13 protein-coding genes are annotated in these 14,346 nt (G+C 39.5%); 2 read left to right on the plus strand and 11 right to left on the minus strand.

The annotated features are described in order from the left end of the window. Positions 1–11: 11 nt before the first annotated feature. From CYJ36_RS09600 to zapA, 9 genes are all read right to left on the minus strand, one after another. On the minus strand, positions 12–785 hold the full coding sequence (locus CYJ36_RS09600) for an electron transfer flavoprotein subunit beta/FixA family protein (RefSeq protein WP_101567039.1): 774 nt from the start codon (positions 783–785) through the stop codon (positions 12–14). Positions 786–859: 74 nt separating this feature from the next. Then, entirely contained in the window at positions 860–1,633 is a 774-nt protein-coding gene (locus CYJ36_RS09605; protein ID WP_101567040.1) for an enoyl-CoA hydratase, read from the minus strand. A gap of 46 nt (positions 1,634–1,679) precedes the next feature. Next, on the minus strand, positions 1,680–2,264 hold the full coding sequence (locus tag CYJ36_RS09610; RefSeq protein ID WP_101567041.1) for a TetR/AcrR family transcriptional regulator: 585 nt from the start codon (positions 2,262–2,264) through the stop codon (positions 1,680–1,682). 230 nt (positions 2,265–2,494) lie between these two features. Continuing rightward, positions 2,495–4,183, minus strand: a complete 1,689-nt coding sequence (locus tag CYJ36_RS09615; RefSeq protein ID WP_101567042.1) for an AMP-binding protein — start codon at positions 4,181–4,183, stop codon at positions 2,495–2,497. A 261-nt stretch (positions 4,184–4,444) separates the two neighbouring features. Beyond that, positions 4,445–4,849, minus strand: a complete 405-nt coding sequence (locus CYJ36_RS09620) for a DUF350 domain-containing protein (protein ID WP_101567043.1) — start codon at positions 4,847–4,849, stop codon at positions 4,445–4,447. Between the two features lie 19 nt (positions 4,850–4,868). Continuing rightward, a complete protein-coding gene (locus CYJ36_RS09625) occupies positions 4,869–7,226 on the minus strand; it encodes an endonuclease MutS2 (protein ID WP_101567044.1) in 2,358 nt (785 codons plus the stop codon). A 28-nt stretch (positions 7,227–7,254) separates the two neighbouring features. Beyond that, positions 7,255–8,976 (minus strand): DNA polymerase/3'-5' exonuclease PolX, encoded by a 1,722-nt coding sequence (gene polX, locus CYJ36_RS09630; RefSeq protein ID WP_101567045.1) that lies wholly within the window; start codon positions 8,974–8,976, stop codon positions 7,255–7,257. A 600-nt stretch (positions 8,977–9,576) separates the two neighbouring features. Then, positions 9,577–10,119: a CvpA family protein gene (locus CYJ36_RS09635; RefSeq protein WP_101567046.1), complete on the minus strand. Its 543-nt coding sequence runs from the start codon at positions 10,117–10,119 to the stop codon at positions 9,577–9,579. An 8-nt stretch (positions 10,120–10,127) separates the two neighbouring features. Continuing rightward, complete coding sequence (zapA, locus tag CYJ36_RS09640) at positions 10,128–10,400, minus strand: cell division protein ZapA (RefSeq protein WP_101567047.1); 273 nt, start codon at positions 10,398–10,400, stop codon at positions 10,128–10,130. A gap of 105 nt (positions 10,401–10,505) precedes the next feature. Between zapA and rnhC the strand changes: the two genes are divergently transcribed. Then, positions 10,506–11,444, plus strand: coding sequence for a ribonuclease HIII (gene rnhC, locus CYJ36_RS09645; RefSeq protein WP_101567048.1), 939 nt, complete (start codon positions 10,506–10,508; stop codon positions 11,442–11,444). Between the two features lie 18 nt (positions 11,445–11,462). Here the strand turns inward: rnhC and bioD are convergent, their stop codons facing one another. Together bioD and CYJ36_RS09655 are read right to left on the minus strand one after the other, a co-directional pair. Then, positions 11,463–12,185, minus strand: coding sequence for a dethiobiotin synthase (bioD, locus tag CYJ36_RS09650; protein WP_101567049.1), 723 nt, complete (start codon positions 12,183–12,185; stop codon positions 11,463–11,465). Next, positions 12,182–12,775: a biotin transporter BioY gene (locus CYJ36_RS09655; RefSeq protein WP_101567050.1), complete on the minus strand. Its 594-nt coding sequence runs from the start codon at positions 12,773–12,775 to the stop codon at positions 12,182–12,184. Before CYJ36_RS09655 ends, bioD begins: the two co-directional genes overlap by 4 nt. Before the next feature lie 142 nt (positions 12,776–12,917). On the opposite strand from CYJ36_RS09655, the gene bioA reads away from it, so the two are divergent. Next, positions 12,918–14,297, plus strand: coding sequence for an adenosylmethionine--8-amino-7-oxononanoate transaminase (gene bioA / locus CYJ36_RS09660; protein ID WP_101567051.1), 1,380 nt, complete (start codon positions 12,918–12,920; stop codon positions 14,295–14,297). Positions 14,298–14,346: the final 49 nt, after the last annotated feature.

Consider the following 14,346-nt stretch of genomic DNA (forward strand, 5'->3'; position numbering starts at 1 on the left):
TTGGTTAAGCATTAGATTACTTTAGCTTCATTGCGAAGAAGTGATACTAATTCTTTTACTTGTGCATCTAAATCGCCTTGCAATACTTTACCCGCTTCTTTTTTAGGCGGCATATATATTTCAATTGTTTTTGTTTTAGGTTTAACATCTTCTTCTTCAAGATCAAGATCATCCAGTTCAAGTTCTTCCAATGGTTTTTTCTTCGCCTTCATAATACCCGGTAAAGAAGGATAGCGCGGCTCATTCAGACCTTGCTGTGCCGTAGCCAATAATGGCAATGTCGTTTCAATTACTTCCGAATCTCCTTCAACATCACGCACAACAGTCGCTTTATTTCCTTCAATTTCAAGCTTAGTGATCGTTGTTACATAAGGAATATTAAGGAGCTCAGCCAGACGAGGCCCTACTTGACCAGATCCGCCGTCAATCGCTACATTTCCCCCTAAGATCAGGTCTGCATCTTTATCTTTGAAATACTCAGCAAGAATTTTGGAAGTTGTGTATTGGTCTCCATCTTCAAGATCGTCTTCAGTATTAATTAAAACAGCCTTGTCACACCCCATAGCAAGAGCTGTACGCAATTCTTTTTGTGACTCTTCTCCGCCAATCGTTACAACCGTTACTTCTCCGCTGTTTGCATCGCGAATCTGAATAGCCTCTTCAATCGCATATTCATCGTAAGGATTAATAATGAATTCTGCACCATCTTCATTGATCTTGCCGTTTTGAAGCGTTATTTTTTCTTCCGTATCAAACGTTTTCTTCATGATTACATAAATATTCATGTCCATCCCCCTATTACGTTAAGCATTTATTATAGTTGTTATATATAAAACGTTTTGAACGTTTTAATACAAAGTTATTCGCCTTTAAACTGCGGCTGCCGTTTCTCAAGAAAAGCGCTGATTCCTTCTTTTGCATCGGCACTTTCAAAGACTGTCCCGAAATATCCCGCTTCCTTTTTCACCCGGTCATGATAGGAAAGAGTTTTAGAAGCGTTGATTAGATCAATGGCTGCACTTACTGATATTGGACTTTTGGCAGCGAATTTTTTTGCAAGCTTCATCGTTTCATCAGCTAAAGACTCTTCTGCAAAAGCATGGTTGGCAAGTCCATAGTTTACAGCTCCCAAACCCGTTATCGGCTCGCTTGTTAACAGCATTTCAAGCGCTTTTGCTTCTCCTACATATTTAGGAAGTCGCTGTGAACCGGCGAATCCAGGGATAAGCCCCAGCTGAAGCTCAGGCAATCCAAGTTTAGCATTTTCTGTCACAAGCCTTATATGACAGCTCATTGCAAGCTCAAGTCCCCCGCCAAGCGCTGCACCATGAATGGACGCGATTACCGGTTTTGAAAACGTTTCAATTCTTTCAAACAGTTCTTGGCCATATGCTGCCAGTTTCGAGAACTCTTCTCCATTCGGCACAGAAACAAATTCTTTAATATCAGCGCCTGCTGAGAAGAACCGGCCTTCGCCTTTGATGACTATGACTCTGACTTCTTTGTTGTTTTCAAACTCATCCATGAGGGATGAAAGCTCTTTCAAAACATAAGACGAAAGTGCGTTTGCGGGAGGTTGTTGAATGGTTACGACCGCAACATAATCTTCTACTTTGACATTTAAATAGCTCACAACGCAGCCTCCTTGAATTTTTTTACAATAAGGCACATAGAGGGCTCTAAACCCTTCCGCAGCCTTTGATTAAAAGTTCATGAACATTTCCAGCAAGAGCAATTAGATCAAACTTTTGCTCATTCATGACCCATGTTGTTACCGTTTCATCAATGGTTCCGAAAATCATCTGTCTGGCTAACCGCGCATCGAGCGCTTCTCTGAATTCGGAAGTCTCTTTCCCTGTTTGAATAATGGAATCAAGAATATTCAAGTATCCTTTCAGGACCTCATTGATTCTCAGTCGCAATTCTTTATTCGACTGCCTAAGTTCAAGCTGGGTAACGATTGCGAGATGATGATCTTCTGCTAAAAGCGAAAAATGTTTTTCGATCAGCATGTATAACTTCTCCGCCGCCGTGTCCTTTCCTGCTATTTCTTGTTGAATTTTTTCGATAAATACACCCATTTTTTCCTGAAACAATGAAATGAGGATATCCTCTTTGTTCTTAAAATAAAGATAAATCGTTCCATCTGCGACTCCTGCTTGTTTTGCAATCTTTGAAACCTGTGCCTGATGATAGCCGTTTTCAGCGATCACGACGACAGCTGCATCTATTATTTGGAGATATTTTGGTCTTTTCTGTTTCAATGGAAATCTTCCTTTCAAACTGAATGAATCATCATTCATATTTCAATCATAAAAGTACATGTCGAATCTGTCAAGCATAAACCTCCATATATCATTTACAAAAAAGAACCATCTCAGCAACAGAAAGAGACAGTTCTTCTTTCATTGAGGTTTTGCTGTTTTTCGAATAAAACTCGTTATTGACTATCATTGAGGTTTTATAATTCATGACAATTGAAAGCAGCGAAACACTAATTTGCATTTTTTAATTTATCTTTTTCTTCCTCTACAAGTGAACGCCTTAATATTTTTCCGACTGCCGTTTTTGGCAGCTCTTTCCTGAATTCATAGATTCTCGGAATTTTATATGCTGCCATATGCTTGCGTGCAAATTCATCAAACTCCTGCTCGGTTGCTTGAGCTCCTTCTTTTAAGACGATATAAGCTTTCACGGTTTCTCCCCGATAAGGGTCTGGTACGCCTGCTACTACAACTTCCTGAACTTTTTTGTGTTCATACAGAACTTCTTCAATCTCACGCGGATAGATGTTGAATCCGCCTGCGATAATCATATCTTTTTTACGGTCAACGACATAAAAATAGCCTTCTTCATCCATATAGCCAATATCACCGGTCATAAGCCATCCGTCTTTTAAAACGGCATCCGTTTCTTCTTGGTTCTTCCAATATCCTTTCATAACCTGCGGGCCTCTTACAGCAATTTCGCCCAGCTCATTGTAATTTGCCTGTTTTCCTGTTTCAAAGGAGAGGATGATGGAGTCAGTATTCGGCCATGGCACACCGATGCTTCCTTTTTTTCTATGAGACCATAGGAAGTTAGAGTGTGTTACAGGTGAAGCCTCTGATAATCCGTAGCCTTCAACCAGCTTTCCCCCAGTCTCCTGTTCGAATTTTTCCTGCACTTCAACCGGAAGAGGCGCCGATCCGCTTATACATGATTCTACGGATGAAAGATCGTAGTTTTTCAAATCCGGATGATTCAGTAATGCAATATAGATTGTAGGTGCGCCTGGAAAGAGTGTCGGTTTTAACTTATCAATCGTTTTCAGGGTATCAGTTGCATCAAATTTAGGAAGAAGTATCATTTTAAACCCTTGCATAATGGAAAGGTTCATAACAGCTGTCATCCCGTAAACATGGAAAAACGGCAAAATTCCAAGCACTGATTCTTCTCCGCGTTTGCACTTATACATCCAGGCCGTGCACATGGAAGTATTCGCCACAAGATTTTCATGCGTCAGCATAACTCCCTTTGGAAATCCGGTTGTGCCTCCTGTATATTGCAATAATGCAATATCTTCTTTAGGATTTGTTTCGATTTGTTTAATTGACATATTTGTACGTTTCATTATTTCTTTAAATAAATGTGTGTGTCCTCTATGCTCTATTTTCACTACAATTTGGTTTTGCTTTTTTTGCACAAAAGGATACAGAAGATTTTTCGGAAATGGCAAGTAATCTTTAATGCTGGTCGTAATAATGTGGCCAAGTCCTGTTAACGCTTTCATTTTTGAGACTTTCGGATAGAGCAGATCCAGTGTAATAATGTATTTCGCATCAGAATCATTTAACTGATATTCAAGCTCTCTCTCCATGTATAATGGATTCGTTTGGACAACAATTCCGCCTGCAAATAAGATTCCGTAATAGGCAATAACAGCCTGTGGACAGTTCGGCAGCATGATGGATACTCTTTCGTCCTTCTTTAATCCAAGTTCCTGAAGATAACTTGCAAGTTTTAATGATTGTTCGTGAACTTCTGTAAAAGTCAGTTCCTTCCCTAAAAAGTGAATGGCTGTTTTTGTCGGAAATTCTTGAGCTGCTTGCACGAGATAAGATTGAAGAGGCATGTTGTCAATTTCTGCATAATGAGGTATTTCTTCCGGATATAAATGAAGCCAGGGTTTTTGAACTTCCATTTCAATTCCTCCTTTTGTGGCCATTATGACTTTTGGCTTATAAAGAAAGTATACCAAAGTTATATTCAGAATATAGAATATTTTTAGACTTATCATCTTAATGTATATAAAAAAATCCGGAATCATGTCATGAAATCCGGATTTCCCCTCATATTTATTCATTTTTCAAGCGAAAAAAACCATAAAGATAATGCCGACTACAATAAATAAACCGCATACTCCAAGCAGTACTTTTGCCAATGTTTCCACTGTTTTCTCCCCTTAAATGCCTGCGCCAATGACGTATGATAAGCCAACGGAAATCACCATTGAAATAAAGCCTACCGCACGATTGTCTTTTTGTATTTCTTCATCGATCCTGAATTTAGGCGTTAAAAACTCATAAATAAAATAACCCAAAAGCAATAAAACAAATCCAAACATCCCCCAGCCTACCATTTCAAGCAGCGTATCGTGCTGGCCAATCGAAAAACGGAACACGTTTGCAATCCCAAAAATTTTACCGCCTGTTGTCATCGCAACCGCTAAATTCCCTTTTTGAATTTCATCCCAGTTATTATATTTTGTCACCAATTCAAATATCGTTAAAAAAAGGACAACACACAATACAACGACACTATAATACGCTGCAGTCTGAACGAATTCATTTTCCCAAAATTGATTCATTTCCTATCTCCCAAATCGATTATTTTAATTCGACAATCGTAACACCTGATCCGCCTTCGCCTGATTCGCCATAACGGGCTCTCTTCACATTTCTGTGGTTTTTCAAGTATTCTTGAACACCGGTCCGCAGCGCGCCAGTTCCTTTGCCGTGAATAATTGAAATTCTTGGATAGCCTGCCAAAACGGCATCATCCATATACTTTTCTACCCTCTGAAGGGCATTCTCATATCGTTCCCCTCTTAAATCAAGTTCGAGAGAAACGTGATAATCTTTGCCTTTCACCATAGCAAGAGGTTTGTGTTCGACAGGTTTAGGCCTGCTGATATATTGAAGATCATCTTCTTTAACCTTCATTTTCAGAATGCCGATTTGCACCTGCCATTCTTGATCACCGACTTTTGAAAGTAAGTGTCCTTTTTGATTAAAGCTGATGACTTTCACTTCATCCCCTTCTGCATATTGATGCTTCTGAGGCTTGATTTTAGGCTGTTTACTGCTTTTTTCAAATTGGGGCACTGCTTCTTCAAGACGTTTTTTTGCATCAATTAATTCATGCTCTTTGATACCTGTACGATGCTCTTTCTGCATTTTTCTTAATTCGCGGATAATGGACTCTGCTTCAGCTTTTGCCGCTTCAACTTTCTCAGACGCTTTCTTCTCTGCTTCTTCATAAAGTTTATCCCGTTCTTCATTAAACGAAAGGATTTGATTTTGCAGATCTGTATGAAGCTTTTCGGCATCCTTTCGAAGCTGTTCTGCTTCATTTAATTCTATATCAGAACGTTTTTTGCTGTCTTCGAGCGATGCAATCATTGTATCTACTTCATTGCTTTCTGCTGTCATATGAGACTTAGCCCGGTCAATGACAGACTGCATTAATCCCAGACGCTTTGAAATTTCAAATGCATTGCTTCGGCCAGGCACCCCAATCAGAAGCCTATAGGTTGGACTTAATGTTTCGATATTAAATTCTACACTTGCATTCACAACGCCTATTCGGTTATACCCGTAAGCTTTCAGTTCAGGATAGTGCGTTGTTGCGATAACTCGTGCGCCGCGGTTGTGAACTTCATCCAGTATGGAGATCGCAAGTGCTGCTCCTTCTTGTGGATCTGTACCAGCGCCAAGTTCATCGAACAGCACTAAGCTGTTAAAGTCAACCCGCTTTAATATATCCACGATGTTCACCATGTGAGAAGAAAATGTACTTAAGCTTTGTTCGATTGACTGCTCGTCCCCGATATCGGCATATACATTTTCAAACACAGCCATTTCTGACCCGTCAAGTGCCGGAATCTGCAAGCCAGATTGCGCCATCAATGTAAATAAACCGACTGTCTTCAAGGTGACCGTTTTCCCGCCTGTATTTGGACCGGTAATGACGATTGTTGTAAACTCATCTCCTAGTTCGATGTCATTTGCGACAACTTCTTCATCATTCAGAAGGGGGTGCCTTGCTTTGAACAGTTTAATTCTGCCGCTGTCATTCATTTCAGGTTTGGAAGCTTTAATTTTTTTAGCATATGCAGCTTTCGTAAACATGAAATCCATTTCGCTAAGTGCTTCAACATTTACTAAAAGTGTGCTTGCTTCCTCGGCCACTTTTTCTGAGATTTCTCTTAAAATCCGTTCAATTTCTATTTTCTCTTTCATACGCGCTTGCTGCAGCGTATTGTTTAAGTCAACAACTACCTGAGGTTCTATAAATAAGGTTGCACCAGATGATGACTGGTCATGAACAATTCCGCCATATGCTGAACGGTATTCCTGTTTCACAGGCACGACATACCGATCATTTCGAATAGTAATAATCGCATCAGAAAGCATTTTTTGAGCAGACGATGAGCGAATCATTGACTCCAGTTTTTCTCTTACCCTCGCCTCTGTTGTTCTCAATGAATTTCGAATCATACGAAGCGTATCACTTGCCCCGTCAAGAACCTCCCCATTATCGCCGATACAGTGAAGGATGTGATGCTCTAAATCCTGCAAGGGCAGAATTTCAGATGCAAGCTCATCTAAGTGAGGGATCTCAATCCCGTTTTCCATCATGTCTTCTATGAATCGTTTCATATGCTTGCTTGCATAAAGGGTGCCTGCAATCTCCATCAGCTCATGAGGGTTCAGCATCCCGCCGATTTGAGCCCGTTTGACGCTTTGACGAATATCAACAAGTCCTCCAAGCGGAGCATTCCCTTTAAGACGTAAAACTTTCGCTGCTTCATCTGTCTGCTCCTGCAGTTTTCGGACCTCTTCGTAATCCGTTGAGGGAACAAGCTTTTCCACTTTTTCCTTCGCCAAAGAAGATGAAGTATGTTTTAGAAGCTGTTCTTTTACTTTATTAAATTCTAATACTTTAAACACGCGCTGTTGCACTATTTACAGCCTCCTTGCTGTCTGCGGGCTACTTATTATGCCGGTTAAAAAAGGATTGAAGCTGATTCAGATCCCATGTATTGATCACGTTCTCGCCTTTTACCCAGCCTTTAATCGCTGTAGAAACCCCAGTTTTCATATCATCGAGCATATCTATATTATGTGCGTCTGTATTGATGACTAGTTTCACACCTGCTTCGTGTGCTTTTTTTATATTTTCTGCGCTTAAATCCAGTCTGTTTGGATTAGCATTCAGTTCAAGTGCAGTATCAGTTTCCTTTGCAAGCTGAATGAGCATCTCTACATCTGGCTCATATCCGCTTCGCTTGCCGATTAGCCGCCCAGTAGGATGGGCAATCATATCAACGTGATGATTTTGCAAAGCCGTTTTCAATCGCTTCATAATTACGTCCTGTGACTGCGAAAAACTGGAATGGATGGAAGCAATGACAAAATCCATGCCTTCTAATACTTCGTCATCGTAATCAAGTGACCCATCAGGGAGAATATCCATTTCAACGCCTGCAAAGATTTTAAAATCAGCAAATTGCTCATTTAATTTGTCAATCTCTTTTCTTTGAGCCTTCAATCTTTCAGGTGTCAAGCCATTGGCAACCTTAAGATATTGGGAATGGTCTGTAATCGCCATATACTGATACCCTCTTGTTCTGCATGCTTCTGCCATTTCACTGATTGTAAAAGCACCATCGCTCCAAGTTGAATGCATATGAAGATCACCTTTTATATCTTCAGCAGAAATCAGTTTGATATCCCGGCTGTACTTTTCAACTTCTGTCCCATCTTCCCGAATTTCAGGCGGGAAAAAAGGAAGATCAAAATGAGCATAGAATTCCTCTTCTGATTGAAAAGTAGTGATTTCACCCGTTTCTATATTCTCCACACCATATTCACTGATTTTTTCTCCGCGCTCTTTTGCCAGCTGCCGCATTTTCACATTATGATCCTTTGAACCTGTGAAATGATGAAGCGTTGTAGCAAACTCATCAAGAGTGACTAAACGAAAATCAACGCCAATTTCATATTCGTATTGAAGCTGAACAGATACCTTTGTGTCACCGTTTGCGATGATTTCAGATACATTCGGAATCTTTAAAAGCTGATCTCTCACAAACTGCGGACGGTCTGTTGCAATAATAAAATCCAAATCTTTAACGGTTTCTCTTATGCGTCTCAAACTGCCTGCTCTGCTGTATTTTTGAATGTCTTCACATGATTCCAAATACGTCTCAATTTCCTCTGCAATCGGCAGAGCAAAAGAAAGCGGCAGTCTCTCAGGACGAGTACCAATCTCATCAATCCCAGCCAAGATCTTCTCTTCTGTTTTTTTGCCAAAACCGGCAAGCCCCTGCACTTTTTCCTCCATACAGGCTGTTTTAAGAGAATCCACGTCCGTTACTCCAAGCTCTTTATAAAGCTTTGCAATCTTTTTGCCGCCAAGTCCAGGCAGCTTTAATAAAGGAATCAAGCCTTGCGGAACTTCTGATTGAAGCTGTTCTAAAGTTTCAGATTTCCCGGCCTCTATAAATTCTGTTATGACTGCAGCTGTGCCTTTACCGATTCCCGGAATTTTTGTAAAATCTTCGATCGAAGATAAACTGCGGTCATCGGTCTCCAGTGCATTTGCAGCCTTGCGGAAAGCGGCAATTTTAAAAGGATTTTCACCCTTCAGCTCCATGTATATGGCTATATTTTCAAGTAATTTAATCACATCTTTTTTATGGATACTCATATTTTTTTCCCACCTTAGATCAGCTCATATGTTTATCTATATAAAATGATACAAATATTTTCATAAAAAGTACAACAGCAAGGCAAGCTGCTATTGTCAAAATCTCATGTAAACGGTTTGGAAAGTCTTTTAATCATTCCAAAAAGTGCCCGAATTAATTAGGAAAGACACTTAATTCCTTTACAAAGTCAGATCTTTACTAAAAGGATGCGTTCGCAAAGATTATTTTTATCGATTTCATCCAAGTTTGCATGATTTCGTACTCTACTCAAAATTGAAATTGCAAATTGCCCATTGGCAATACGATTAGAGAGGATTAATCTTTTAGAAAGGCTGTTTTCGCATTGAATGTTGTTTTGGTTATAAATTGTACCCGTAAATTTCCGCTGCAGGCACTTGCTTTCCGCTGTGAGGGATGGGAGCCTCCACGGCTATGATGCCTGTGAGGTCTCCCATACCCCTCTATTTCCCGAAGGAGTCAAGTGCCTTCCGCTACAATCCACTCAAGGTTTTAGTCATTTTTTCTAAAAGCAGCAAAACTTTACGAAAAGAGCCTTAGAAAGATCTTTACTAAAAAACTTCTCCTTATTGGAGGAGAAGTTAATTCGGAGCATATTGAATCCATAATTCCTGAACTTTATCAGAAAAATATGGCGTATGATGTACAATTAATTTTGCAAGTCCTGAATTCCCCATCGCTGACTGTACCTCTGGAATCGGCAGGAGACCGCCAATGAACAGCAGGATGAAAAGAATTAAATAGATTTCTAGAAATCCTAATATAGCGCCAGCCCATTTATTCAGCTGCTTCAGGATTGGCAGATATGTAACAAAATCAAGCATCGATCCTACAACTTGAAGTAAGATCTTTGTACCGATAAATAATATGACAAACGCTACAGCTCTATAATAGGCATCTTCAAGATTCCCGCCTGTGAAGAATGATATCGCAGATGAACCTTCTCCAAGTGTTGGATACGGAACCCATAGCTCTAACTTTGGTGCTAAAACACCAAAGTATTTATATGCTACAATATAGGCGATAATAAATCCTGTAAGATGAATGAATTGAAGAATAAAGCCGCGTTTAAGTCCGACTAATAGGCCCATTGCCAGGATGATAAAGAGTGCAATATCAAGCATTTACTGCGTCAATCCTTTTCTGTAATTTGTTTCTCTAGTTTTTCAAATTCTTCTTTTAATTTTAAATAGTCATGTACGACGTTGACTGCAGTTAAAACTGCCAGCTTATTTATATCAAGATTTGGACTTTTGCTGCCTATTTCACGCATTTTATCATCAACAATAGAAGCTACCAAGCGCACATGACTTGTGCTCTCCGTGCCTATTATTGAAAATTGCTGTCCATATATATCAACTGTCGTTTTCTTTTTTGAGTGATTATTCAACGAAAAATCCTCCATTCTTGAGAATCCTAATCTTTATCATAACATGATATCTAGTATAATGGAAAGATAATACCAATCAATATCTAGCATCAATCACTATTTTAGAAGAGGTGTCATTCCTTGTCCAATGCCGTTATTAAAATTGATCAGCCGACAATCCTGAAAATGAAATCTTATTACTCTGCCGATTCGGGAGCAAAGGTACCCCCTGGAGCCGTTTTTACTGCCAAGTCGAATGGATGTACAATTACTGCCTATAAATCAGGCAAAGTTCTTTTTCAAGGGAATCGGGCTTCAGAAGAAGCAGAAAAGTGGTCCAAGCCGGAACAAAAGACTACTAAGAAACCTTCGAAACCTCTTACTGTTTTTAGTCCGCCGCCGAACATTTCTACTCTCTCTATAATTGGATCAGATGAAGTTGGAACAGGGGATTTCTTCGGGCCGATTACAGTGGTTGCAGCCTATGTAAAAAAAGAACAGATCCAGCTGCTGCAGGAATTAGGGGTGAAAGATTCAAAGCACCTGAATGATAAACAGATTACATCTATCGCTAAAGACTTGCTTGTCACCATTCCTTACAGTCTGCTGATTTTACATAATGAAAAATACAACCAGCTCCAAAGCACAGGAATGTCTCAAGGGAAAATGAAAGCCATCCTTCATAATCAGGCAATCAACAAACTTTACGATAAAATTGCACCAGAAGTGCCAGATGGGGTTTTGATTGATCAATTCGCTGAGCCAGCCATCTATTTCAAACATATTAATGGGCATCAATACCGAACGGAAAATACCTTTTTCAGCACAAAAGCAGAGGGAATACACCTGGCAGTTGCGGCAGCTTCGATTCTAGCAAGATATTCTTTCCTTAAGGAAATGGACCTGCTATCTGTAAAAGCCGGTATGACTCTTCCTAAAGGTGCAGGTGCGAAGGTTGACGAAGCGGCAGCTGCTATTATAGCTAAAAAAGGAGAAAGCACGTTAAAAAGCTTAACAAAATTTCATTTTGCGAACTCGGAGAAAGCAAAAAAGCTTGCTATGAAGAAAAAAGGATTTTAATAAAACAACGGCAAAATCTCATTGATTTTGCCGCTGTTTTTTCACTATTTGATTTAGGCTGATAAGTGACTCTTCAGTAAATAATCTTTCAAACTCTGTCTGCCCTGCCAGATATGGAATTTTCCCAATAACAGGTACCCCGCTCAAAAGCTTCAGCATTCTCAAATTGTCTTGCTCCATTAGAGAATCTGCACTCGGCATTTTATTGACTACAAATCCAAGAACGGAAATCCCATATTTTATTGCATACTCTGCTGTCAGAATAGAATGATTGATCGTTCCTAGAGACGGATGAGTCACAATTATAATCGGAATGTTCAGTTCTTTAATGAAATCTTTCGTTAAGTATACACCATCTTCATTTTCAGCTAATGGCACTGCAAGTCCGCCTGCACCTTCAACAATCACTACTTCATTTTCTTTTTGCAGCTTATGATAGTGATTAATCATTCTATCCTTCTCTATTTTCACACCTGAAATTCTCGCGGCTAAATGCGGGGAAACGGGTGCTTCCAAACAGTATGTACACAACTCTTCTTGCCGATATGGCAATTGAGCAGCCTGTTGATATATCTCAATATCCTCTGCAATCAATTCACCATTTTCCCGTCTGCCTCCACTCTGAATTGGTTTATACGGAACAGCCTTCACACCAGACCTTTGGAGAATACCAGTTAAATAGGCTGTTACAAATGTTTTTCCGATTCCTGTATCTGTTCCTGTAATAAAAATTCCGCTCATCCCTTTACAGACCCAGTATAGGATACATCGGCCCTTTGAATGGGTCTGCGTATCGCTTTATACAATCTCAAAGCTAATAATGACGCACCAAAACAAAGAAGAAAATCACCGAAAACACTTAACAAAAAGCCGCTGTAAAATGCAGCGCTAAATGAAATGCCTGTTCCAATCCAAGTGTTTAACGACAAATATAAGTATCCTACTCCAAATAAATAAACAATTAAGAGACCAGCAAAATTTGCAAAAAGGAAATGTTTCAGCTTTGGCTGCTCGAATTTCTCAATTATTAAGCCAATACCAAAGCTTGCGGCTATAAAACCTATTAAGTAGCCAAATGTCGGCTGAAAGATATAAGAGAGTCCTCCTCCGCTTGAAAAAACCGGTAATCCCGCTAATCCGATCCCAACATACAGACATTGACTTAAAGCTCCAAGCCTGCTGCCAAGCAGAGCCCCTGCAAGGTAAACAAATAAAATCTGCAAAGTAAATGGAACAACCGGAAATGGTATTTTTATAAACGCACCCACTGCTGTTAAGGCCGCAAACATAGATACAACCGAAATTGAATAAACCGATAATGAACGTCTCATCCTTCTTCTTCCTTTCTCTTAATTTGATTTAATTTTAGATCTACACAAATATATATGTCAACTTAATTTTTTTTTAGTTGACATATAATCCGCTCTATCTTTACGATAGATCTATAGGACACATTCTTGAAGGGGGCAACTCATGAGCAGAAGCACTTTAGAAACACAGTTCAGCTACGAAGAACTTGCTGAAATGAACAAAAAGTATATTTGGCATCCTTTTACACAAATGAAAGATTATTTGGAAGATAATCCTGTCATTATTGCTGAAGGAAAAGGCAGAAAATTAATTGACGTAAACGGCAATGAATATTGGGATGGCGTTTCTTCCATCTGGTTAAATGTACATGGGCACAATATAGAAGAATTAAATGAAGCCATTAAACAGCAGCTGGGTAAAGTAGCACATTCAACTCTGCTTGGAATGGCAAATGTTCCTGCGATTTTATTGGCTGAAAAAGTAGTAGCTCTTATGCCCAAAGGACTCACAAAAGTTTTCTATTCAGATTCAGGTGCAACTTCTGTTGAGATAGCTATTAAAATGGCCTTTCAATACTGGCAGCATCGTGGCAAAACTGAAAAAAAGCAGTTCATTACAATGAAAGAAGCCTATCATGGTGATACAATTGGCGCTGTTTCAGTTGGGGCAATTGACCTGTTTCATAAAGCATATAGCTCTCTTTTGTTTGAATGCATAAAAATGCCTTATCCCACTACATATCGTTCACCATACGGAATTAAGAAGAGCGTAATAGTGAACGAATCGTTAAAAGAATTAGAAAAGCTTTTAAGTGAAAGATCGGATGAAATAGCTGCTTTAATTATTGAGCCGATTGTTCAAGGTGCCAGCGGAATCATAGTAATGCCAGAAGGTTACCTAAGAGGTGTGAGAGAACTTTGCACTACATATGACGTTCTCATGATAGCCGATGAAGTGGCTACTGGTTTTGGCAGAACAGGGAAAATGTTTGCCTGTGAACACGAGCAAGTAACTCCAGATATTTTGACAGCGGGAAAAGGATTAACAGGGGGGTATCTCCCTGTGGCGATTACAGTTGCCACTGATGAGATTTATAAAGGATTTTTAGGAGATTATGAGGAGCAAAAAACGTTTTTCCACGGCCATAGCTATACAGGAAATCCCTTAGGCTGTGCTGTTGCGATAGCAAATCTTGAATTAATGGAAAAACGTAATCTAGTGAAAGAAGTGGAGTTCCTGTCAGATTATTTAGCAGACAGATTAACCGGGTTTTCACAGTTAGCTCATGTTGGTGACATTCGTCAAAAAGGATTTATGATAGGGATAGAATTAGTCAGAGATCCGGGCAATGCTGAACCGTTTGACTGGAAAGAAAGAATAGGTGTAAAAGTTTGCCGCCGTGCAAAAGAGCTTGGAATGCTGCTCAGACCACTAGGGAATGTGATCGTTTTTATGCCTCCTCTAGCAGCTTCAAAAGAAGAATTAGATGTGATGCTGGACATACTTTATTTATCCATTTCTGAAGTAACAGAGAAATCATAAATAAAAAGCAGTGAAATCTAACTGGATTTCACTGCTTTTTCATATTTAA

This window comes from Bacillus sp. UMB0893 (genome assembly GCF_002858905.1).
Classification (GTDB): domain Bacteria; phylum Bacillota; class Bacilli; order Bacillales; family Bacillaceae; genus Bacillus_P.